At 52.2% G+C, this 22116-nt stretch carries 21 protein-coding genes; 18 read left to right on the forward strand and 3 right to left on the reverse strand.

The features are described from left to right. Position 1: 1 nt before the first annotated feature. From LH22_RS09740 to LH22_RS09750, 3 genes are all read left to right on the forward strand, one after another. Positions 2–1306, forward strand: coding sequence for an NtaA/DmoA family FMN-dependent monooxygenase (locus LH22_RS09740; RefSeq protein ID WP_038646105.1), 1305 nt, complete (start codon positions 2–4; stop codon positions 1304–1306). A gap of 170 nt (positions 1307–1476) precedes the next feature. Continuing rightward, on the forward strand, positions 1477–1830 hold the full coding sequence (locus tag LH22_RS09745) for a type II toxin-antitoxin system RelE/ParE family toxin (protein ID WP_038646106.1): 354 nt from the start codon (positions 1477–1479) through the stop codon (positions 1828–1830). Positions 1831–1834: 4 nt separating this feature from the next. After that, positions 1835–2137: a helix-turn-helix domain-containing protein gene (locus LH22_RS09750; RefSeq protein ID WP_038646107.1), complete on the forward strand. Its 303-nt coding sequence runs from the start codon at positions 1835–1837 to the stop codon at positions 2135–2137. Between the two features lie 335 nt (positions 2138–2472). Here LH22_RS09750 and LH22_RS20810 read toward each other — a convergent pair whose 3' ends face one another. Beyond that, a complete protein-coding gene (locus LH22_RS20810) occupies positions 2473–2655 on the reverse strand; it encodes a hypothetical protein (RefSeq protein WP_038646109.1) in 183 nt (60 codons plus the stop codon). A gap of 1705 nt (positions 2656–4360) precedes the next feature. Between LH22_RS20810 and LH22_RS09765 the strand changes: the two genes are divergently transcribed. The 10 genes from LH22_RS09765 (at position 4361) to LH22_RS09810 (ending at position 16342) form a co-directional block, all read left to right on the forward strand. Next, positions 4361–4948, forward strand: coding sequence for a hypothetical protein (locus LH22_RS09765; protein ID WP_038646118.1), 588 nt, complete (start codon positions 4361–4363; stop codon positions 4946–4948). A gap of 23 nt (positions 4949–4971) precedes the next feature. Continuing rightward, positions 4972–5466 (forward strand): type VI secretion system lipoprotein TssJ, encoded by a 495-nt coding sequence (tssJ, locus tag LH22_RS09770; protein ID WP_156102785.1) that lies wholly within the window; start codon positions 4972–4974, stop codon positions 5464–5466. A 9-nt stretch (positions 5467–5475) separates the two neighbouring features. Further along, the gene (gene tssK / locus LH22_RS09775) at positions 5476–6816 is read left to right on the forward strand and encodes a type VI secretion system baseplate subunit TssK (RefSeq protein WP_038646123.1); all 1341 of its coding nucleotides are present in this window, start codon (positions 5476–5478) and stop codon (positions 6814–6816) included. Between the two features lie 16 nt (positions 6817–6832). Continuing rightward, the gene (locus tag LH22_RS09780; protein ID WP_081946721.1) at positions 6833–8074 is read left to right on the forward strand and encodes a DotU family type VI secretion system protein; all 1242 of its coding nucleotides are present in this window, start codon (positions 6833–6835) and stop codon (positions 8072–8074) included. A gap of 3 nt (positions 8075–8077) precedes the next feature. Continuing rightward, on the forward strand, positions 8078–11704 hold the full coding sequence (tssM, locus tag LH22_RS09785) for a type VI secretion system membrane subunit TssM (RefSeq protein WP_038646125.1): 3627 nt from the start codon (positions 8078–8080) through the stop codon (positions 11702–11704). Positions 11705–11718: 14 nt separating this feature from the next. After that, positions 11719–12429 (forward strand): type VI secretion system-associated protein TagF, encoded by a 711-nt coding sequence (gene tagF / locus LH22_RS09790; RefSeq protein WP_038646127.1) that lies wholly within the window; start codon positions 11719–11721, stop codon positions 12427–12429. Positions 12430–12440: 11 nt separating this feature from the next. Then, a complete protein-coding gene (gene tssA, locus LH22_RS09795; protein ID WP_038646129.1) occupies positions 12441–13451 on the forward strand; it encodes a type VI secretion system protein TssA in 1011 nt (336 codons plus the stop codon). Between the two features lie 71 nt (positions 13452–13522). Further along, the gene (tssB, locus tag LH22_RS09800; RefSeq protein ID WP_038646131.1) at positions 13523–14053 is read left to right on the forward strand and encodes a type VI secretion system contractile sheath small subunit; all 531 of its coding nucleotides are present in this window, start codon (positions 13523–13525) and stop codon (positions 14051–14053) included. Then, a complete protein-coding gene (gene tssC, locus LH22_RS09805; protein WP_038646133.1) occupies positions 14053–15549 on the forward strand; it encodes a type VI secretion system contractile sheath large subunit in 1497 nt (498 codons plus the stop codon). Before tssB ends, tssC begins: the two co-directional genes overlap by 1 nt. 19 nt (positions 15550–15568) lie before the next feature. Then, positions 15569–16342 carry a hypothetical protein gene (locus tag LH22_RS09810; RefSeq protein ID WP_234472763.1) on the forward strand — a complete coding sequence of 258 codons (774 nt, stop codon included), beginning with the start codon at positions 15569–15571 and terminating at the stop codon, positions 16340–16342. A 197-nt stretch (positions 16343–16539) separates the two neighbouring features. On the opposite strand, the gene LH22_RS09820 is transcribed toward LH22_RS09810, so the two are convergent. Beyond that, complete coding sequence (locus LH22_RS09820; protein WP_038646139.1) at positions 16540–16758, reverse strand: hypothetical protein; 219 nt, start codon at positions 16756–16758, stop codon at positions 16540–16542. Between the two features lie 320 nt (positions 16759–17078). On the opposite strand from LH22_RS09820, the gene LH22_RS09825 reads away from it, so the two are divergent. Both LH22_RS09825 and LH22_RS09830 read left to right on the forward strand, forming a co-directional pair. Then, positions 17079–17561, forward strand: a complete 483-nt coding sequence (locus tag LH22_RS09825) for an Hcp family type VI secretion system effector (protein ID WP_038646141.1) — start codon at positions 17079–17081, stop codon at positions 17559–17561. Between the two features lie 257 nt (positions 17562–17818). Continuing rightward, the gene (locus LH22_RS09830) at positions 17819–18214 is read left to right on the forward strand and encodes a lysozyme inhibitor LprI family protein (RefSeq protein WP_038646144.1); all 396 of its coding nucleotides are present in this window, start codon (positions 17819–17821) and stop codon (positions 18212–18214) included. Between the two features lie 6 nt (positions 18215–18220). Here the strand turns inward: LH22_RS09830 and LH22_RS09835 are convergent, their stop codons facing one another. Continuing rightward, the gene (locus tag LH22_RS09835; RefSeq protein WP_038646146.1) at positions 18221–18433 is read right to left on the reverse strand and encodes a hypothetical protein; all 213 of its coding nucleotides are present in this window, start codon (positions 18431–18433) and stop codon (positions 18221–18223) included. A gap of 79 nt (positions 18434–18512) precedes the next feature. Between LH22_RS09835 and tagH the strand changes: the two genes are divergently transcribed. From tagH to LH22_RS09850, 3 genes are read left to right on the forward strand one after another with little or no spacing between them, the layout of a single operon-like run. After that, the gene (gene tagH, locus LH22_RS09840) at positions 18513–20330 is read left to right on the forward strand and encodes a type VI secretion system-associated FHA domain protein TagH (protein WP_038646148.1); all 1818 of its coding nucleotides are present in this window, start codon (positions 18513–18515) and stop codon (positions 20328–20330) included. Then, positions 20327–21118 (forward strand): PP2C family protein-serine/threonine phosphatase, encoded by a 792-nt coding sequence (locus tag LH22_RS09845; RefSeq protein WP_038646150.1) that lies wholly within the window; start codon positions 20327–20329, stop codon positions 21116–21118. Before tagH ends, LH22_RS09845 begins: the two co-directional genes overlap by 4 nt. Before the next feature lie 10 nt (positions 21119–21128). Further along, positions 21129–22100 carry a hypothetical protein gene (locus LH22_RS09850; RefSeq protein WP_038650010.1) on the forward strand — a complete coding sequence of 324 codons (972 nt, stop codon included), beginning with the start codon at positions 21129–21131 and terminating at the stop codon, positions 22098–22100. Positions 22101–22116 lie beyond the last annotated feature (16 nt).

A 22116-nucleotide genomic window follows, 5' to 3' on the forward strand; every position in this document is an offset into this window, starting at 1 on the left:
GGTGTCGCAAACGTATCGTCGCAAACTCAAAACATTAGTGGGTGCCAGCAGTGTGATCTCCGCGGGCAATGACAACCAACCTGGCGTGGGGATCACGCGTGCTATTGAACTGGCGAAAATCGCGGAGCGCGAGAAAATCACCGGCCTGTTCACCGCTGATTTGCTGCAGGCTGATCCGGCCGGTTTAGCGGGTACGACGGGCACGCAGGACCCGCTTATCGCATTAGCGGCGTTAAGTCAGGTGACGTCGCAGATTGGCCTGATCGCCACTGTCAGCACAAGTTGGCTACACCCTTATAATCTGGCACGTCAGGTCGCCACGTTAGACCATATCAGCGGCGGCAGAGCAGGCTGGAATGCGGTGACATCCTCGGTCGGTGAGGAGAATTTTGGTGAAGGTCAGCTGCCACCGCCACAGGAACGCTATGCACGCGCCACCGAGTTTATCGAAGTGATGAACGCGCTGTATGACGCCAATGAACGGGCGGCAGTACAGCGCACGGCAAGCGGTGGCATTCGCCTTGACCCTCGCAAACTGCATCCTATCCATTATCGTGGTGACTTTTTCCAGGTCGCCGGCCCACTGAATGTCCCGCCGCCCCCGCAGCGTCGCCCCGTCCAGTTTCAGGCCGGGCAATCTGAGGCTGGTGTCACGCTGGGTGCGCGCTACGCCGAGGTGATCTACACCTCGCAGCCCACCTTTGAAGCGGCACAGACGTTTGTGGCTGTTGTGCAGCAGCGTGCGCGACGTTTTGGCCGGGAGCATAACCCACCGCTGATCATGAACTCATTCCATTCCATCATTGGTGAGAGCGATGCGGACGTAGCACGCCGCTTACGCGACAAACATGACCGCATTAATTATGAACAGGGCCGATTGCGTGTCGCGGATATGTTGGGCGGCGAGGTGAATCTGACAGAAGTGCCGCTTGATCAGCCCCTGCCAGCTGCTTTAATTCCACCGCTGGAGCAGGTGCATCGCCGGCAGGGACGAGCCGCCATTTTTCGCCAATATGCGCTGGAAGGGTTGACGCTACGTGAGCTGATTATTAAAGCAGAAGAGACGGGACACTGGTTTGTCGCGGGTACGCCAGAGCAACTCGCCGATGCTATTGAACAGCGTTATCAGGCGGGCGTACTTGACGTGATTTCCCTGCACGGCCTGGGGAGCCCAGACCAGCAAGATTTGCTGTTAAACGGACTGCTTCCCGAACTGCGTCGCCGTAACCTGCTGGATAGCGACTATCAAGGCAGCGATTTCCGCAGCAGCCTGGAGCTGGCACCTTTACCGCCTGCCGTGGATTAGCGTTTTCGTTGATGAGGGCCACGCCCGCTCAGGACAACTGAGCGGGCATTTTTTTTGGAATCTCTATCGACACGTCATTACAGATAAAGTGCCTGATTTGCCCTACTTCGCCACACTGATTATCGTCTTTAACCTATATAGCATTTGACCTATATCGACAGAAGCGTATCATGTGGCAGATAGTAACAACGGACACTTTTGATGATTGGCTGGTGGCGCAAGATGACACTGCCCGAGCATGCGTCTTGTCTGCATTAATTGTATTGCAGCAAGCAGGCCCAGCGTTATGCAGGCCTTACGCTGACACCCTAAAAGGCTCTCGTTTTAGCAATATGAAAGAGCTTCGTATTCAAAGCATAGGTGTTCCTATCCGGGCTTTTTACGCATTTGATCCCTGGCGCAGCGGTGTAGTGCTTTGCACAGGTCATAAGAGTGGCAATGAAAAGCGTTTTTATGCCGGGCTGATCCCGCTCGCAGATAAAGAATTCATGCATCATCTTCAACGCGAAGAGAGAAAGGAGTAACGGTATGGGCAGAACACTTGAACAAATTCTTGCAGCTGAGAGGCCGGAAGTGGTGGCTGAAGCTAACGCCATGGCTGAAGAAGTCTTACTGAATATCCACCTTGCTGAATTGCGTGAAAGAGTAAAAAAAACTCAAGTGGAGATCGCGCAACAATTAAATATTAAACAGCCTACGGTTGCAGGAATGGAGAAACCCGGCCGGGATTTAAAACTCTCGACGCTTAAGCGTTATGTTGAAGCTGCAGGAGGAAAACTCCGCCTTAACATTGAGCTTCCCGATGGCTCGCATTACGAGTTTGTCGTTTAAACCCCATTTGTGTCCCACCATCCGTGAAAAAACAGTGCGTTCACGCGCATGTAAACCGACTCACTTCTCCTGTCTTGCTTCTTTACTCACGAACAAATCACTAAATCGACAACTGGCGTATAAAAAACTCAAAATGATCAAATCACCCTGAATCTTTCATTTTGGCTCCTCTGACTGGGAGCATTATTGCCGAAGTCTGGTCAGAAGGGATTTGTGCAAGCGGTGCTTGCACAATTACCCTGAAACCATCAGCTTCCCTGCTTAACAAACTCAACAGTCAGTTAAAACGGGGCGGGTATCTGCCAAAGCTAAGACTTCCTTCGTATCCGTTGCAATTAGCTTTTTTGCAAACAAAAAGCCCGCTCAGGTTTCCCTGAGCGGGCTTCTCTAAATATGGCTCCTCTGACTGGGATCGCCTTAGCCAGTAACTGGCTAATAAATAAGCTAAACCTGAATAGTAGTTCTGTCAAGACCACCATAATGACCACCACTTGTTGTTGGTTACATAAATCTGGCATGGGGACTTCCACTGCATGGGATGATCATTCATCAGATGGCTGCAACATTAGCAGGCACAAGTTAAGCTACTCGGCTATGTCACCGGTAATGATTGATTCAATGCTTAATGCCATTGGCTATACTTTGCTGACGATGCTGGTTTCTGGCCTGGTTTGAAGGGGTTAACGGGTTCAACTGGTTTAATTGGTTGCCGGGTCGCCATTGGGTTTGATTATAGTGGTGACCAGCTCCGGTGGCATTGCCGAGCAACGGCTGATTGAACATGTGTTGAGGATCATTATCAACGGATTTCGATCCTACCATTTAATATTCTACTGGTGGCGCTGATTCCTTTTACGCGTTTTCTGGTTGGCACGTCGCTTGGAACCTGAGCAGCGATTGTTCCACTGTTGATCACCGCGACGCTTTATTTTGCCCGCGTGGCGAACGTGTCATTGCGCGAGGAGGATCGTGGTTTGATTGATGCCGTACGTATCATGGTGGTCAGCTAATTGCGTATCGTCTGGGAAATGTTGGTACCGGAAGCGTTACCGGGCATTCTGGCAGGACTCGTTATGACATTAGTGGCGCTGGTCGGGGCATCCGCGATGGCCGGGGCAATTTGTGCCGGAGGCAGGGTGTTCTCGCGAGTCGTTATGGCTATCAGCGGTTTGAAACTAATGTGATGCTGGCGGTAATCACGGGGTTGATCATTCTGGTGTGCGGTATTCAATGGCTGGGCGATCGTCTGGTGCTAAAGTGGATAAAACGTCATTAGTGACGATTTCCCTGTAAAGGCGCGGTTTATCGCGCCATTTTTTATCTTTCTTCCGTTCATTCCTGCCTGAACCATCCATTCATTTCATTTCCTTTACATTCATGCCGGGCGTTTCTGTCTAAGATGCAGGCGAAATTCTGCGATAAACGGACAAAATATCCGCTTCGTAATGTTTTTTAAGTATAAAAACCTGACCTGTCATGGTTAACCCAAATTGAGTAAACACTTCTTTAATCAGTGCCACTTTGTTTGTGAATTTTTATGAATTTTTAATGGATGGTTTTTTATCTTAAGTGGTAATTTTCTTATGTATTCTAAGTTTTTTTTGAGAAGAATCTGATTTCATTAGCGCAAGGCGTGGTGAGTTTCCATTAAATGCATTTGTTAAGCAATGTTTATGTATTTTTTCTAAGGGGAGCGGACGTTGATATTTTGTCAGGCTTATGTAAATCTTTCGCGGATGTAAATACATGGATGATTATTTGTACTCGCGAGCGGATTTAACTGAGCTCGTGCGGTAGCTATGGAGCTACAAGTTGATCTTAAATTATTGATTTAGATCGATTACAATCCATCTTTCTCGCGATTAATATTCGTCACGACTTTTGCACCCTGATTGAGTGGTTTCATATGGCAGGGTGGATTTCAGACCAGGAATGTCATTAGTAAATCTTGTGAACGCTGCTTTACCCTATTTTTGTTGCAAATATTGATCACTTTGATGAATGTTTTAGTTGCAGCTTAAAATCCTTCCTGGTCTTGCGCTCCCTTTTATTGCATCTGAATTACATAATTTGTATTGATCAATCTTAAATTGATATTTGATCTAAAGGTTCCAAAAAAATCCTAGAGACAAAATATCAAATGGTCCTGAATGCATAGGCTTGTCCCTGCATTTAGTGATTTGTTTTGCTAACAACCGGCCAATGGCCATTTTTTAGAGATTAATGGAACTAAACATGAAGAAAATGGTGAATCTCCGCATCGCGTTAAGCCTGCTGTTTGTCTTTGCTATGGCAGGTTGTAAAGCGCCACCGCAAATCACTGATGACATGCTTGAAACCAGCACCGTTGACGGTGTGGCACTGGTCCACCGCCATGCAGTTGTGCCGCCGGCCCAGTTCAGCCCGATCAACGAAACCTATCGTGCGCTCTACCCGACCTCGGTTATGACCCGTCCTGATTTTGGCGGCAAAGTGGTGACTACCCTGGAAACCGGAGGAACCTACACCGTGCTCGGCACCGTAGAGAACAATTGGCTGGCGATTGGCGAACTGGCTCAGCAGGCAGAAGCCGCCCCGGCAGACGGCCAGAAAACTACTGATGCAAAAGCCGCAGCCGCACCAGCCGCTGCCCAGCTCACCGGTTATGTGCCGTTCCGTGCGTTGGTGAAAAGCGATCTTTATGACCAAACCCTGAAAGCTGACCAGCCTAAACGCCGTGTACGCAGTGCGAAGAAAAAGACCTGTGTCTCGGTCGATGGCGACAGCAAAGCCTGCCAGAACGGTAACAGCGGTACCTGGATCATTAACTAAGTGCGCTGAACATGGAGGGAAAGGTGAGGGTGATAATCCGTCTGAAAAAGTGGTGTTTTCCGCTGTTCGCCTTGCTACTGGCTGCATGCAGTGGCGGGCAGCCTTCAGTGGCGCGTTACAACCTGCATTTCCAGGCGCACCCGCAAATCAATTCGGGTGCGCCGCTAAAAGTTCGGGTGATGCTATTAACCTCTGACGCCGCATTTATGTCTGCAGATTTCTATTCTATGCAAAATCAGCCGGCTACGGTGCTGGGCAATTCACTGTTGAACAATCAAGAGTTCTTCCTCAGGGCAGGGCAGTTAAGCAACACGCTCAGTGGCAAAAGCCTCGATCAAGCGCGCTTCATCGGCATCATGGCGGAATACCAGACATTGGACAGAAAAGTCTGGCGTCTGGCGCTGCCCTTCCCGGATGGGAATGACAGTGCGTTCTGGCAATTCTGGAAAAGTCATGATGGCGAGCTGGATGCCAACATCGTTGTCGATATCAATGGCCTGCGCCTGGTTAAGCAGTAAAGGATGATTATGAACAGAGCCGAAAAGGTGGTGTGGACGGAGGGGATGTTTCTGCGGCCACATCACTTCCAGCAGTCGGAAAATTTTCTGCACAGTACCTTACGTGAATGGGGGCAGTCCCAGCGCGTCTACACCTGGGGTTTTTTTGATGTTGAATTTGATGAGGCGCTGTTGCGTCAGGGCAAGCTGGCTTTAAATACGGCCAGCGGCTGCCTGCCGGACGGCACCTTTTTTGCTTTCAGCCAGCCTCAGCAGGGACCGGCTCCGTTGGATCTGCCAGACAATGTCGATCGGGCAAAAGTGGTGCTGGCGATCCCGACGCGACGCAATGGACGTGAGGCTGTGACCTTTCAGGATTCACAAGACTCACTGGCGCGTTATCTGGCATGGGAAAGCGAGGTGGAAGATGACAACGCAATGGCGGTGGGGGCAGCCACGGTTCAATTCGGCAAACTGCGCCTGCGCCTGATGCTGGAGCAGGATCTCACCGCAGAATGGACGGCGATGGGAGTAGCGCGCGTGGTTGAAAAGCGTAGCGATAATCACCTGCGTCTCGATAACGATTACATCCCGCCGATGCTGACCCTGACCGGGAGTCACGGGCTGCAAAGTATGATGAACGATCTGCATGGCCTGATTCTGCAACGCAGCCAGCAACTGAGTCAGCGCACACCGGGCACCGGTCGTTTTAACAGCGCCGATATGGTTGATTTCATGCTGCTGGCCTTATTAAACCGGCAGTTGGGTCTGCATGCGCATCTGCAAAGCCTACCGTTGCTGCATCCTGAATCCCTATATTGCCACTGGCTACAACTGGCGTCAGAGTTGTGCACCTGGTCACCCGCGCGCACGCCGGATGTGTTTCCGCGTTATGACCATGACGATCTGTATGGCTGCTTTACGCGCTTGACCCTGCAACTGCGGCAGGCGTTGTCGCAGGTGATGGAGGAGAGCGCCATTCAACTGCCTCTGACCCAGCGCTCACATGGATTGAATGTGGCAACGGTGCCGGAAAGCAGCATGGTGCGCGAATTTGGCTTCGTGCTGGCGGTAAAAGCCAACGTGCCTGTCGATGCATTAAAAACCCATTTCCCTGCGCAGATGAAAGTCGCCCCTGTCACCAAAATTCGCGATCTGGTGCAACTTCAGTTGCCTGGCTTGTCTCTGATCAGTATGCCGGGTGCGCCACCGCAAATTCCATGGCATGCCGGGTATAGCTACTTTGAACTGGATAAAAACAGTGAGTTGTGGAAGGAGATGGAACGATCAGGCGCCTTTGCGCTTCATCTCGCCGGAGAATTTCCTGGCCTGAATATGGAGTTCTGGGCCATTCGCAGTCAGTCAGAATAATCAAAACTGAGCACGCATGATGCAGCCACAACAGAAATCGAATAGCGATGTCGCACAGCCCGACGTGAGCCACCAGAATGCGTTGGTGGCAGCGGCTAACCCGCTGATTAACGCCATCCCGCAGATCCGGCACTCCGTTTCCCATGACGATCCCGCACGTCTGCGTCAGCAATTGATAGACCAGATCCGTCACTTTGAACTGCGTTGTCAGCAGTCGGGCCTGAGTTATGAAGTGATCATCGGTGCGCGTTATTGCCTGTGCACCGCACTGGATGAAGCCGCCGCGCTGACGCCTTGGGGCAGCCGCGGCGTCTGGACCAGCAAAGGTTTGCTGGTCACTTTTCATAATGAAACTTGGGGTGGGGAGAAATTTTTCCAGTTGCTGGCAAAACTGTCGCAGAATCCGCGTCAGCATATCCTGTTACTGGAATTGATCTACTTTTGCCTGCTGCTCGGTTTTGAAGGGCGCTATCGGGTACTGGACAATGGGCGCTCGCAGCTGGAAACCATCAAACAACGACTGTTGCAGATGATCAAAAGCGTACGCGGCAGCTATGCGGCGGCGCTGTCGTTGCATCCGACCGATCAACCGGTGTTGCGCAAGTTGTGGCGTCCGATGATCCCGCTGTGGGCCTGCGCTGCAGTGGCCGCGCTCGGTGCCTGTCTGTTCTATATCGTTCTCAACTGGCGGCTGGGGGATTACACCACGCCAGTGCTGGCCAACATTTACCAGACTTCATTACCGGAAATGCAGATTCGTCATCCGGCACCGCCGCCACCGGCTGCGCTCAATCTGAAAACGTTCCTCAAACCGGAAATTGATGCTGGCCTGGTCGTGGTGCGGGATGAAGCCGATCAAAGCGTCGTGACGCTAAAAGGGGATGGCTTGTTTACCTCCGGCGCAACCACGGTGCGGGGCCGTTATGAAGCGGTTATCGAACGTATTGCGGCGGCGATGAATAACGTCAGCGGCAAGATTCTGGTGGTGGGTTACAGCGATAACGTACCGATCCGCAGCGCCCGTTTTGCTTCCAACTATGAACTCTCGCTGGCACGTGCCCAGACGGTTCAGAGCTTGCTGCAAAAGCAATTGACCCAACCGGCACGCGTGAAAGCTGAAGGGCGTGGCGAGAGCAATCCAATTGTGCCAAATACCAGTGCTGAGAACCGTGCGCGTAACCGTCGTGTGGAGATTACGCTGCTGGTGGCGCCGGATGCGACGCTAGCTGAACTCAACGGCCTGGCGAGAGGGAACTAATCCATGCTGAATATGCTTTTTGCCGTGCTGACCAGCCGCCTCGCCTGGGGTTTTGTCGGTATCACGGCGCTATCATTTATCATCTGGGTGATTGGCCCGGTGTTCTCGATTGTCGATTCGCGGCCGCTTGAACCTGAGCAGAATCGCGTGATCAGTATTGCCTTGCTGTATCTGGTGTGGGGTTTGAGCCAGGCGATTCCTCGCCTCTACAACATGTGGCTCAACCGTAAACTGATGTCGAGCCTGGAAACCAGCCCGAGCGGCGAACCAGAACAGGATCGCAAACGCCTCACCAACGAAGAGCAAGTGCTGGCAAGCCGTTTTGGCGAAGCGACGGAGATGCTGAAAAAAGCGCATTTCCAGCGTCATAACAGTAAAGGTACGCCGTTTTGGGCACAGCGTTTCAGCCGTCAATACCTTTACCAACTGCCGTGGTACATGATCATCGGCGCTCCGGGGGCCGGTAAAACGACTGCGCTGGTCAATTCCGGTCTGCAATTCCCGCTGGCGGATAAGTTTGGAAAGGCCGCACTGCGCGGCATAGGTGGCACGCGTAACTGCGACTGGTGGTTTACCAATGACGCAGTGCTGCTGGACACCGCCGGACGCTATGCCACCCAGGAGAGCCAACAGGAGCGTGATGCCAGCGAGTGGCACCACTTTCTGGGGTTGCTGTGCAAATACCGTGGTCGCCAGCCGATCAATGGTGTCATCGTCACCCTGAGCGTGGCGGATTTACTCAGTCAGACGCCGGAAGCCTTGCGCAATCAGGCCCTAACCTTACGTCAGCGTCTGATGGAGTTGCACGACCGCCTCGGTATTCGTTTCCCGGTCTACGTGCTGGTTACCAAAGCGGACTTGTTGAAAGGGTTTCGCAGCTATTTTGCCGGGCTGGATAAAACCCAGCGCGAACAAATCTGGGGCTTTACTTTTCCCTGGGCGCAGGCGTCTACGGCCGATTTCGAACTGAGTGGCAAGTTCCAGCAGGAGTATTCGCTGCTGCAACAACGTCTGGATGCCGGGCTAGCCGCTACCTTGCTGGCTGAAAGCGATGCCCAGTCGCGCGCGGATAGTTATCTGTTCCCGCAGGAGTTTGCCGCATTACGTCCGTTGCTGGCCGAAGCACTGGAGACCTTATTCGCCCGCTCCGATTTTGAAACCCAGTTCGCTCCGCGCGGTATCTACTTTGCCAGTGGTACCCAGGAAGGACTGCCGTTTGACCGCGTGATGGGGGAGTTAACCCGCGCGTTGCATTTGCCGGGACAACAGAACGGTGAATCAGGTCGCTGGGATCAGGTTGGCAAAGATGCACCCATCCCCCCGACCAAAGGGCAAAGCTTTTTCCTGAAAGACATGCTGGAAGATGTGGTATTTCAGGAATCCGGCCTGGCAGCCAGCAATCGCTGGTGGGAACTGCGCAATCGTGCGGGATTATGGTCCGGCTATCTGGCGCTTTTGGTCATTGTGGTCGTTGCAGGGGCGTTGTGGCTGACCAGTTACAGTAAAAATAAAACCTATTTACAGGAGATGGCAGCAAAGACGCCGCAAGTTGAGCAACTTGGCGAACAACTGCAACGCCAGGGTAATGGCGATTTGTTTGCGCTGGTGCCTTACCTCAATACGCTGTTGCATCTGCCGGAGAGCAAAGACTTCTCATTGCAGGAACCACCGCTAACGCGTCGTATGTGGTTATACCGTGGCATTGAAGTAAGTGACGCCAGCCAGGCACTTTACAGCAAAGCGTTGAAGCAATTGTTGCTGCCGCAGGTGGCACAAAACATCACCCGCTGGCTGCGTAATGACAACGGCAGTGATGCGGATTACAGCTACGAGGCGCTGAAGGCATATCAGATGCTGTATCAACCTAAGCATTATGACGGCAAGTTCCTGCAAGCCTGGCTGATGCTGAATATCTCGCGTGAGCTACCGCAGAACGTGACCCAGCAGGAAGTCAAACAGCTGGCGTGGCATCTGCAACAGTTGCTGGAAACGCAAATCCAATCCTCGCCTTATGCGCAGGATGATGCGCTGGTAAAGCGCGAGCAGGCGCTGATTAATCAGATGCCGCTATCACAGCGCGTCTACGGACGCCTGAAGCGCCTGCTACAACGTGATGGCAGCTTACCTACGGTTACCCTCGCCGCGCTCGGTGGCCCGCAAAGCGAACTGGTGTTCTCACGTAAAAGTGGAAAGTCGGTTAACGATGGCGTCGCAGGCCTGTATACCCCGGACGGATACTGGCAGCACGTTGATAGGCAAATTGCGCCGGTAACTCAGGCACTGTATCAGGACGATCGCTGGGTATTGGGCGGCACCACGCAACAGGAAAACAGCCAACAGACCGACTTAGCGGTGCGCCAGCTCTATATGCAGGATTACATTCGTCAGTGGGAACAATTCCTCAGCGATATTCAGCTCAATAACAGCGCTGATCTGGCACAGCGTATTAACACCGCTCGTTTACTTTCCGGCAACCACTCACCATTGCGCCAGTTGGTTATCAACCTGAGTAAAGTGTTGACGCTGACGCGTCCGATAACAGATGACAAAGCAGCACAAACCGCGCCGCCAGCGTCAGACAATAGCGCTACCCGCACCTTGCAGGCGTTATTTAGTGCGCCGAAGGCCAGTGCGGCACAGAACGAAGCGAATCCGGCACCAGAACAGGTAGTGGGTGCGCACTTTGCCTCGATTATCGAACTGGCGCAGCCGTTACAGCAGGGCAGTAAAGTGCTGGCGGTGGATGATTTTCTGCACCAGATTGACGATCTCTATCGTTACCTGACCGCGGTGCAAGATGCGGCTAACAGCGGTATGCCACCGCCATCGAGTGATGCCATTAGCCGCGTACAGGCCAGTGCGGGTCGTTTACCTGGTACATTACAAAACATGGTTTCCAGCATGGCGGTGGGGGCCAGTTCAGACGCCCAGCGTCGCGATATGGATAACGTACGCAAACGTATCCAGATGGAGGTGGGCAGTTTCTGTCAGCAGGCTATCGCCGGACGTTATCCGCTGGTGCGCAATGGTCGCAACGAAGTGACTCCCGATGACCTGGCACGCATGTTTGCGCCGGGAAGCGGCCTGATGGACAGCTTCTTCCGTGACAATCTGGCGAGCAAAGTTGATACCACCCACGCGGCCTGGCGTTTCACACCCGGGATTGATGGCAAAACCTTGCCGGGTGGTGAAGCGTTGCTGCGTCCGTTCCAGCAGTCGCAGTCAATTCGCGATGCGTTCTTTACCAACGGCGCGACCACGCCATCTTTTCGCGTCACACTGCGCACGGTAAAAATGGATAACGAAATCCTCACCCTGACGCTGGATGTCGATGGGCAGATCCTGCGCTACAGCCATGGCCCACAGGCGGTACAAATGGTCAGTTGGCCGGGGCCTGGTGGCACCAGTCAAGTGCGTATGCAGCTTGGCTTAACTAATGGTACCACCTCCACGCTGGTCACCAGTGGTCCCTGGGCGCTGAATCGCTTTTTCGATCGCGCCCGGCTGACACAGTCCGGTGGCCTGACGCGCGAAGCCAACTTTAACGTGGAAGGACATCAGGTCACGCTGTCATTTACCCCCGGCAGCATTCGCAACCCGTTCCAGCTTCCCGCTTTTAGCTGTCCCTGAATCGGAGCCTTACGATGACGCAATACGCAGCACCCGGCTGGTACGGCAAACTCCCCAGTGCGGGGGACTTTGTTAAGCGACGCATTCCCGACAGCTTGCTACGGCAATGGTCACACTGGTTTCAGGTGGGGTTACACCACTGGCAAACCAGTGCCGAAGGGGAGAATGCGCCTTCGCGAGCGTTTCTCAGCGCTCCAGTATGGAATTTTGTCGTGCCACCGATGCTCGGCAGCCAACTGGTGCAGATGGGGAGCCTGACCGCTTCACGCGATAGCGTTGGCCGCCACTATCCGCTGTGCGCCCTGCGCCACTTCAGCCCGACAGAATGGTCGCCTGCCATGCTGGGCTATGCGGGCGACTGGTATCAACAGGTCGGCAACACACTACTGCGTGTGGTGCGCGACGGTAGTAGCCCGGAACAGTTGGATCAGGCTTTGCTCAGCATTCCTCTGCCGCAGCAGCCAGAGGAGGAGGCATCAGAGATTCTGGCGATTATTGGTGAAGGGAGCAGCGTGTCGAACCTGAGCTGGCAACTGCCTGCCGACATCTTTGATCCCCAGTTTTACACCAGTTTCTGGTGGACCAATCAAAGCGACGGCTTCCCGTTATACACCCATGTGCATAGTGGCAACTTCACCGCCCAGTTATTTTCGCTGCTGTTTGATCCGGCAGGCGGTGCGAAGCCCGGACGAAATGGACTTTACCCCCCGATGTTTGAATCCTGAGGTGCAACCGCATGACTATTAATCTCGACGCGTTGCTGGCGCCGATCGGTAATGATGACCCTTGCGGCGACAACCTTGAATATCACGCTGATTTTCAGGCGATGGAGCAGGCCAGCGCGGGTAAAGCTGAGCAACAGTTTGGTGAAACCATTATCCCGGCTGAGCCAGCTGACTGGAACCGGGTAGAAAAGCTGGCGACGGAATTGCTGAGCCGCAGCAAAGATTTACGCGTGATGCTGGCCCTCACCCAGGCGTGGACCCATCTTAATGGCCTGCCAGGCTATGCGCAGGGGCTGGAACTGATTGAAAAAGCACTATTGCGTTACTGGGAACCGCTCTGGCCACGGCTGGAAGAGGACGGCGAACAGGATCCGTTCTATCGCATCAATGCGCTGGCACTGCTTGAAGACGCTTCTGCGTTAACGGCAGCCGTGCGCCAGGCCTGGCTGTTACGTCAAGCCTCGGACGGTATCACGCTTCGTGATGCAATCGCCCTGTGTGATGGCAGCAAATTAGAGACACCTGACTACCCAGGCGGGATGGCGCGTCTGCGCGACGAACTGGCGCAGCAGGGGCAACCCGCCGCTGCCACCTTGCAACACATCTATCAATACCTGCAAAGCCTGCACGCGCTGCTCGCCGAACGTCTCGGGGAAAGCGCGGTGCCTGATATGACGCAGTTGCAGAAAAGTTTTGCCTTGCTGGTCAGCCTGACGCAATCCGCAAACTCAGCGGAGGCACTGCCAGATGCTGCTGATGATCAGCCCGCAGACGTGCCAGCATCTACGGCGACTCGTAATGCGCCAGACTGGCGGACAGTACAGCTTACCAGCCGCGCGGATGCCCAATTGATGCTGGAAAAGGTGAAGCAATACTTCGCCCAGCATGAGCCAAGCCATCCGGCGCCGTTAATGATTGACCGCGTACAGCGGCTGGTCGAACTCGATTTTATGGACATCATTCGCGATCTGGCACCGGACGGCGTTCATCAGTTGCAAAACATCTTCGGACGCCACGACTAACGCCGCGTTCCTCATTTCATCACGCAGTGACACCTGCGCGCCTTAACCGCGCATCATTTATGGAGAAAATCATGGCCACTATGAAATCCAGCGGGCAGAAATTTATTGCCCGCAATCGCGCGCCCCGCGTTCAAATTGAATATGACGTGGAGATTTATGGTGCGGAACGCAAAATCCAGCTGCCGTTCGTGATGGGCGTGCTGGCAGACCTCGCTGGCAAGCCCCTGGAACCGCAGGCTGCTGTTGATGATCGTAAGTTCCTCGAGATCGATATTGATAATTTTGACGAGCGCATGAAGGCGATGAAACCGCGTGCGGCGTTTCAGGTTGAAAACACCCTGACGGGTGAGGGAAAACTCAATGTCGAACTGACCTTTGAAAGCATGGATGACTTTTCACCTGATGCGATTGCCCGCCACGTTGAGCCATTAAACAAGCTGCTGGAAGCACGTACCCAGCTTGCCAACCTGTTGACCTATATGGATGGCAAAAACGGCGCGGAAGAGTTGATTGGCAAAATTCTGCATGACCCGACGCTCTTGCAGGCGCTGACGCATCTGCCTAAGCAAGCCGACTTAGCAGAAGGTAAGGAGGAAGAATAATGAGTGAGAAATTGCAACAGCAGCCGCAAGGCGCATCCAGCTTTAGCCAGGATGAATTCAGCGCGCTTCTCAGCAAAGAGTTTCGTCCGAAGAACGACCAGGCGCGTGAAGCGGTTGAAAGTGCGGTCAAAACTCTGGCCCAGCAAGCGCTGGAGAACAGCGTCACCATCTCTAACGACTCGTACCGCACTATCCAGTCACTGATCGCTGAAATTGACGAGAAATTGTCGGCGCAAGTTAACCAGATTATTCACCACCAGGATTTCCAAAAACTGGAAAGCGCGTGGCGTGGCCTGAGTTATCTGGTGAACAACACCGAAACCGATGAGATGCTTAAAATTCGCTTTATGAGTATTTCCAAGCAGGAGCTGGGACGTACCCTGAAACGTTACAAAGGTGTGGGCTGGGATCGCAGCCCGCTGTTCAAGAAAATCTATGAGCAGGAATACGGCCAGTTTGGTGGCGAACCTTTCGGTTGCCTGGTCGGTGATTACTACTTTGATCATGGCCCACAGGATGTGGAGTTGCTGGGAGAGATGGCACGTATTGGCGCAGCGGCACACTGTCCGTTTATTACCGGTGCGGCACCCGAAGTCATGCAGATGGAGTCATGGCAGGAACTAGCGAATCCACGCGATTTGACCAAGATTTTCCAGAACACTGAATATGCTGCCTGGCGCAGTCTGCGTGAATCAGAGGATTCACGTTATCTGGGCCTGGTGATGCCACGTTTCCTTGCTCGTCTGCCATACGGTATCCGTACTAATCCGGTGGACAGTTATGATTTTGAAGAGCAAACGGATGGCTCTGATCATGGCAATTACGCCTGGAGTAACGCCGCCTATGCGATGGCAGCCAACATCAACCGTTCCTTCAAAGAGTACGGCTGGTGCACCTCAATCCGTGGTGTGGAATCGGGCGGGGCGGTAGAAAACTTACCGTGCCATACCTTCCCGAGTGACGATGGTGGTGTGGACATGAAATGTCCAACTGAGATCGCCATCAGCGATCGTCGTGAAGCGGAGCTGGCGAAAAACGGTTTTATGCCACTGGTACATCGTAAAAATTCGGACTTCGCGGCCTTTATTGGTGCGCAGTCATTGCAGAAACCGGCGGAATACCACGATGCCGACGCTACCGCCAATGCGCGTCTGGCGGCGCGTCTGCCGTATATGTTTGCCTGCTGCCGCTTTGCTCACTATTTGAAGTGCATTGTGCGTGACAAAATCGGCTCATTCCGTGAGCGCGATGAGATGGAGCGTTGGCTGAATGATTGGGTGATGAACTATGTCGATGGTGACCCGGCCAACTCCTCGCAGGAAACCAAATCACGCAAACCGCTTGCCGCAGCCGAGGTGAACGTTGAGGAGCAGGAAGACAATCCGGGTTATTACGCGGCGAAATTCTTCCTACGTCCGCATTATCAACTGGAAGGTCTGACGGTATCGCTGCGTCTGGTATCGAAACTGCCTTCGCTGAAAAATGACAATACGTAAGTTTTAATAAGGATGTGCGATGCCTGAGTTTTACCAAGCAGAACACATCCTGAAACTTATAGGATGTCAGGCGCTAAATGGCTTTGCGCCTGATGTCTTCTGGAATCATCGCTGTTTAAAAAGGATTCGGGATATGGATTCGCCGAAAAGTATTGCTGATGGCATGCTGGCCCTGTTCAATACCAAAAAGAAATCGGATGTTGAGACGTTTATGGTGAGTGCGCTGAGTGGATTTGCCGCTATTCCAGGTGATCTCTATGCGCTGACCAAAGACTTTCTTGATAGTGACCATCGCTGGGATAACGAAACGGATCGCATCCGCTTGATCAGCCTGCTGAAGAAGGGAGCGACAAGTGATGATCTGCGCAAGTTGATAAAACTCGTGGTTGAGCAATATTTTAAACGGCTTAGCGAAGAGCAGTTAGAAAAATTACTGGTAAAAATGGGTGGTAGTGCAGCGGGATCTTTTGCTTTTAAATACCTGTTTGTTAATGAGATTGTGTCACGATTCTTTATCCGGGTCATCCCTAAGTTTCTTTTTAGCGCGGGGATGACAGGGATCATCACCATTGGTGCTTCTGTTTCAAGGTCAATCTATACCTCGCGGGATTTGATGAAAAAGAATAAGGAGGTCTATGCCATGTTGCGCGGTGCAGGTGATCTCGATTTACTCTATTTTCTGCTACAAGATAATATTGACCCTTGGCTGGATGCGATTGCACTACAACAGAATAATTCGCCACTGGCGCAAGAGGTGTTTTCGAACTTTCTGGAAGGAATACGTGATGTTTAAAAAAACAGCTCTCTATATCATGAGCCTTTTGCTGACCTTTTTGTCTGCGCTGATTTTAATAACATGTGTAGGTTATTATATTCTGTTCTTTGACTGGGATATCTCTTTGGTGGGGAAAGTTATCAACGCAGTTCTGATAATTATTTCAATAACTGCGTCAATTGCAATCTATGCAGTAGCCGAAAAGTTAAAGCGAACTAATTAAACGGTCTTTTGTGTACTCTTTTATATAAAATAAAAATAATAGCGATGCAGAGCGCTGCAAAGATAATTTTACCGGCAATGATTCCGGTGGAATCGGCATTAAAGTTTTCATAACGAGAAACCAGAACTATCGATTCGATAATATCTGCGATTGAATAGAGTGAGAGCAGCGATAACACTAATATCAGGGATGCTGAGATGACCTTTTTCATATTCGTTCCTTCGGTAAACTTTTGATACGCTGTGCTACTATAGACTATCTGTCAGGTCGCTGTCCATGAAATGAGTGCGTGAAGTTCGGGCATGCAAAAGGGAATCAGGTTTTCAATATATATATCGATTTAAAAACGCATACAAGTTTTTGTCGGATATAAATTCGGCAATACGTTATCTGAAATATTGTTTACGACACTGTTTCAGAAGCAAGGCAAAGGTAAAATATGGACTGTTTTATTCAGCCCCATGCTTTTCTTTTTGCCATATCCTTGCTTTTTTTAAAGCAACAATCTCAATCAATTAAGAGAGAAAGATAATGGCTATTGATATGTTTATGAAGGTCGACGGCGTTACCGGCGAGTCTAAAGACTCAAACCACACTGGCTGGACCGATATTACCTCTTTCTCATGGGGAGCTACTCAACCAGGCAATATGTCTGTTGGCGGTGGCGGCGGTGCGGGTAAGGTTAATTTCAACGATCTGCACGTCAATGCACTGATCGATAAATCCACCACTGCGCTACTGAAGAACTGCGCCAGCGGTAAGCATCTCACGAAAGTCGAACTCTCTATCTGTAAAGCGGGTGGCACTCAGGTTGAATATGCTCGCATTACACTGGAAGACGTGCTGGTAACTAATGTGAACTATAATGGCTCTGACAATGGCGATACGCTGGGAATGAGCTATTCTTTCCAGGCCTCTAAAGTTAAGCAGCAGTATTGGGAGCAGAGCTCTTCTGGTGGTAAAGGTGCAGAAAGCAGCTCAGGCTGGAACATTAAAGAAAACAAAGAAGCGTAATATTATTTATTTGTTAACTCTGCAGTAATTTGTAGCGGCGCGATTTAGTTTCTTTTCAAAGGTGCGCGATAAATCGCGCCGCTACAATGTTATGGGGCTTAAAGCGGGTATTGGTGTTTACTATGATAATAGTACGACGGAAAAATTCCAGAACTCCTCGCTGAAATCTATTGCTGAATTACGCAAGGCCTATCTAAAGTAAAACTCAGCGGTCTTCATAAGGACGCTGAAAAATTTTAAACGATAAGGACGTTGGTATGAAAAAGGGAATCATTGTCTTTCTGTTTATCGGTGTGTTACAGAATTACGCTAATGCAGAGGATGTTTGCGGCAAAGCTGTGAATGATGGTGAGGTTTTCTCCTGCTTTAAATCCGCAAAACAGACAGCAGAAAAAACGTTAAATGAAGAGTATCTCGCAACAAAGAATAGAATCGCGGCTGAGTATTCCGCTTCACCGGCAGCTTTGCAAAGCTATACGTTAACCTTAACCGAGTCACAGCGCGGCTGGCTAAAGTATCGCGATGGTCAATGTAACCTTGAGTCTTTTATGGCTGAGAAAGGAACCGTTACTTACGATGCGCTTAAGGATAAATGCATTGCCAGAGTTGACCTGGAACGTGTTGAGCAACTTAAATCGATTCCTTATGAATAATTATTGCTAATTACTTCTTCTTGCTGACTCCTGTTTGGGGGCCGCTGCTTGTAATAAACTCAAGACAAATAAAATTTCTAATTGTTTAATTATTATATCTTCTCTCTCATCTTTTTTTGATAAATCCCACATTCTGTAGTGAAGCGATTTATCGCGCAGTTTTAAACTAATAATCAACCAGCTAAAAAGAGCGCGATAAATCGCGCCGTAGCCCATCATAAAAACGCTTCCTATATTCCGCCTCTTTCACGAGAGAGGCGCGATATAGATGCCGAACAGCCAACCGCAGGAATCCGTTATGCGCTTTACGATAATAACGACTAAACCCGGCCATCAGCCGCCGCAGACTCTCTTTGACTTCTTACCTCCCGGCGGCACCATTGGTCGTGGGGTGGATAACAATCTGGTATTACCTGATGATGACCGTACCATTTCCCGATTACAGGCCATTGTGCATATTACTGCTGACGGTGAATGTCGTCTGACCAACCGTGGTAATGTCACTCGCGTGCTTCTTAACGATATTCCGCTGGAACGTGGGCGTCAGGTGGAATTGCAGGACGGCGATATTATTGGCATTGATGATTATCAGTTGCTGGTTAACGATACTCACGCCGCATCGTCTGCCAGCGTGGTCGCTAAGCCAGCCGCCAAAGCGGCAATCATTGTCGATGAGCCAGCCACAGCGGTGAGCAGCACTGCCGCAATCCCCAGTGAGATCTGGGACAGCCTGGCGAAAGAATTTTCCATCTCTGACGATTTATCGCAACGTAAAAAACCTGCGCCAGCGTCATCCGAAGCTCATCCGCTGACTGCTCCCGCTGCCGCCGAACGTAATCCGGAAAATCCACTGGCTGCGCTGATTAGTGATGCGCCACTGGATATCGGCCAACAGCCGACTCATCGCAGTTTGTTTGATGAAGAGGATGCGTTGTTTGCCCAGGACAGCATTTTTGATGATGCGACCCCGAGCGCGCTGGTCGGGCAGAAGAGTGTTGCGGCCTCTGCACCGGTTGAGAAGCAGCCTGATGAGCTGGATCCTCTTAGTCTGTTTGGCTGCCAGAATACCCCCGATCCCCGCCATCACGATGACCCACTAGGTTTAATGATGAGCGGGGCGGTTCCGCTGGCGCAACCCGAAGTACCGCCGCTGCCAGAAGTTGAACCAGAACCAGAACCAGAACCAGAGCTAAAGCCAGCTTCGGTCGCGCCTGACGCCGTTGATCTGGCTGAACTTAGCAGCTCGCCATTATTTGATGATACCGACACGGCGCCTGCGCCAATAGTGGCTGAAGAAGCTGAAGAAGCTGAAGAAGCTGAAGAAGCTGAAGAACCGACCGAAACCAGCCCGACACCGCTTGAATATGGTGGTATCACCTTGCCGACGCCGCAGGCGGTGCAGCGTACTCCATCACCTACCCCGAAAGGGCGTCTGCGCATTGATCCGGTGGCGTCTCACAGCCAGCGCGAGGCGGCGGCTCAAAGCAGTGGTGATGCGCTGAAAGGTGAGTTACTGGATGCCTTGCTGGAAGGAATGGGTCTACAGGATTTGCAGCCCACGCCGCAGTTCGATTGCGATCAGATGCGCCAGTTTGGCCAGATGCTCAGCATGTTCTCGCAGGGTACCGTCGCATTGCTCTCATCACGTTCCATTCTCAAGCGTGGCGTAAAAGCAGATATGACGGTGATCCTCGACGATGCCAATAACCCGTTCAAACTGCTGCCCTCTGGCAAAACCGTGCTGATGCAGATGTTTGGTAGCCGGATGCCCGGCTTTATGCCGCCGCGCCAGGCGGTACGTGATGCGCTGATCGATCTTCAGGCGCACCAGTTAGGGATGATCGCCGGTATCCGCGCCATCATCGCTTCTATGCTGCAATCCTTTAATCCTGATCAGCTAGAAGCAGAAGCGCGCGAGGCAGGTTCCGTATCTCGCCTTGGTCTGCCGGGGAGCCGTAAAGCGGCGTTGTGGGAGCATTTTGTCGAGCGCTACGGCGAAACTGCTGGCGAGATCGAAGATGACTTTCACACCCTGTTTGGCGAAGCTTTCCTGCACGCCTACGACATGGAAGTTAATCAGTATAAAGATTCACAAACCCACACGGATGACGCATGAATATCACTATTGCTTCCACGTCGAATCAGGGCGACCGCGCCAGCAATCAGGATCAGACCGGTGAGATTATCGGTGAACGTTCAGCCTGCTTTGTCGTCTGTGACGGCGTGGCCGGTTTCCCGGGTGGAGACGTCGCTGCCACTATCGCCCGCAGCAGTTTAATGGAGACGTTTAACGGCGAAACCCATCTGAATGCGCAGTCGATACGTAACTATGTCAATCACGCGAATCACTCCATCCGTCAGCAACAAAAGGCCAGCAGCGAGCACAGCCGGATGGGCACAACACTGGTGAGCCTGTTTATCGATCGTGATTACGGCCTGGCTTACTGGGCACACGCCGGTGACAGTCGCCTTTATCTGTTTCGACGCGGTTATCTCTTCCACGTCACCACTGACCACAGCCTGGTGCAGCAAATGAAAGATGCCGGGCATCAGACCGAGGGCATCAACACCAATTTGCTCTATTTCGCGCTCGGTATGGGCGACGAGCAGCGTGATGCCAGCTACAGCGATGTGGTGGCGATTGAGGATGGTGATGCCTTTCTCCTGTGTACCGACGGCTTCTGGCATGGGGTCACGCTGGAACAGATGCAGCAGTCACTGCATATGGTCAACACGCCGCAAGAGTGGCTCACGCTGATGCAGCAAATCATTAAAAACGAACAACCGGAACAGGGGCAGCAGGACAACTTTAGTGCGCTAGCCGTGTGGGTTGGTTCACCTCAGGACACCACCTTACTGCACTCGCTCTCAGATGCGGCGCAGTTTTTCCCTCTTCGCGATTGAGAACGCCAACATGAAATATGGATTATTGGGGCTGGCTGCGCTGCTACTGAGTACACAGGCCTTGGCTGAGAACTACCGCATTGTGCAGTCCCCGGCACAGAAACTGGATGTCTGGATCGATGACGTCAAAGATAACCAGCTGGCGAGTTGGTGTCAGAAGAGTGTGGATCTACGCATCGTCAGCAAAGGTGAAAAAAGTGCCAGCGTGCTGGATGGCTTCCTGCCGCGTGTCGCCGGGTTAATGGCGTCGCAGTGCAAATCGCTGCAACAACTGCACTGGCAATTGCAGGATGCAGAAGGTAATGCACTGGCAGAAGGTACTGCTGAGCGGACGAAAGATTGGCAGCCGGTGGTTACCCCGCCACCGCAGGCGGCGATCCCAACACCTCAGGTAGCCACCCCGACACCGACTATCAGTTCACCGCCTGCGGACACCACGCCCTGGCAGCAATTCAGTCTGTTGGATGGCTGCCACTTCCGCACCTGGTGGCAGCAACCGGCTCAATCCAGCGCCATCTTTGTGCCGACAAAGCAGGGGCTGGTGTGTGGCAAGGATGGCTGGTTGAGCGGCAACAGCAATCTGACACAGATGGGTAACGGGGCCACAAAATCAGTCTCTGTTACTTATTTACAAGGTTTCCCGATTGCCGGTTTAAGCAGCGGGCAGTCGACCAGCGAACTAACCATCACCACCGTCAACCGTGAACGTATGGTGCTGGCGAATGAGAAATCCCCGGAAAGCTGGTTGGTGCTGCCGTTCAGTACCCAATTTAATGGCTGGCAGGCACCGGATCAGGTGGTAGTGCAGATGCACGCCAGCGATGCAGCAGATGAAAGCGCACTGCGCGCCCGCTTGCAGGAAGTACGTAAAGTCTGGTCGCCGTGGTTGAAAAGCGCCGCGCCGCTGAAAGTACAACTGGTGGAGCAACTGCATCCGGAATTGAAAGATCCGGCCGCAGCGGCTTACCGCACCCTTAACTAGCGCAAAAGGAGTTTGC

Origin of the sequence: Pantoea rwandensis, from assembly GCF_000759475.1 — a bacterium.
In the GTDB taxonomy this organism is placed as follows: Bacteria; Pseudomonadota; Gammaproteobacteria; order Enterobacterales; family Enterobacteriaceae; genus Pantoea; species Pantoea rwandensis_B.

Excerpts from the sequence above, each read along its gene's own strand:
- LH22_RS09745 (WP_038646106.1), top strand. The coding sequence starts at position 1,477 with ATGTGGCAGATAGTAACAACGGACACTTTTGATGATTGGCTGGTGGCG.
- LH22_RS09750 (WP_038646107.1), top strand. The coding sequence starts at position 1,835 with ATGGGCAGAACACTTGAACAAATTCTTGCAGCTGAGAGGCCGGAAGTG.
- LH22_RS20810 (WP_038646109.1), bottom strand. The coding sequence starts at position 2,655 with ATGCCAGATTTATGTAACCAACAACAAGTGGTGGTCATTATGGTGGTC.
- LH22_RS09765 (WP_038646118.1), top strand. The coding sequence starts at position 4,361 with ATGGAACTAAACATGAAGAAAATGGTGAATCTCCGCATCGCGTTAAGC.
- tssK (WP_038646123.1), top strand. The coding sequence starts at position 5,476 with ATGAACAGAGCCGAAAAGGTGGTGTGGACGGAGGGGATGTTTCTGCGG.
- LH22_RS09780 (WP_081946721.1), top strand. The coding sequence starts at position 6,833 with ATGATGCAGCCACAACAGAAATCGAATAGCGATGTCGCACAGCCCGAC.
- tssM (WP_038646125.1), top strand. The coding sequence starts at position 8,078 with ATGCTGAATATGCTTTTTGCCGTGCTGACCAGCCGCCTCGCCTGGGGT.
- tagF (WP_038646127.1), top strand. The coding sequence starts at position 11,719 with ATGACGCAATACGCAGCACCCGGCTGGTACGGCAAACTCCCCAGTGCG.
- tssA (WP_038646129.1), top strand. The coding sequence starts at position 12,441 with ATGACTATTAATCTCGACGCGTTGCTGGCGCCGATCGGTAATGATGAC.
- tssB (WP_038646131.1), top strand. The coding sequence starts at position 13,523 with ATGGCCACTATGAAATCCAGCGGGCAGAAATTTATTGCCCGCAATCGC.
- tssC (WP_038646133.1), top strand. The coding sequence starts at position 14,053 with ATGAGTGAGAAATTGCAACAGCAGCCGCAAGGCGCATCCAGCTTTAGC.
- LH22_RS09810 (WP_234472763.1), top strand. The coding sequence starts at position 15,569 with ATGCCTGAGTTTTACCAAGCAGAACACATCCTGAAACTTATAGGATGT.
- LH22_RS09820 (WP_038646139.1), bottom strand. The coding sequence starts at position 16,758 with ATGAAAAAGGTCATCTCAGCATCCCTGATATTAGTGTTATCGCTGCTC.
- LH22_RS09825 (WP_038646141.1), top strand. The coding sequence starts at position 17,079 with ATGGCTATTGATATGTTTATGAAGGTCGACGGCGTTACCGGCGAGTCT.
- LH22_RS09830 (WP_038646144.1), top strand. The coding sequence starts at position 17,819 with ATGAAAAAGGGAATCATTGTCTTTCTGTTTATCGGTGTGTTACAGAAT.
- LH22_RS09835 (WP_038646146.1), bottom strand. The coding sequence starts at position 18,433 with ATGATGGGCTACGGCGCGATTTATCGCGCTCTTTTTAGCTGGTTGATT.
- tagH (WP_038646148.1), top strand. The coding sequence starts at position 18,513 with ATGCGCTTTACGATAATAACGACTAAACCCGGCCATCAGCCGCCGCAG.
- LH22_RS09845 (WP_038646150.1), top strand. The coding sequence starts at position 20,327 with ATGAATATCACTATTGCTTCCACGTCGAATCAGGGCGACCGCGCCAGC.
- LH22_RS09850 (WP_038650010.1), top strand. The coding sequence starts at position 21,129 with ATGAAATATGGATTATTGGGGCTGGCTGCGCTGCTACTGAGTACACAG.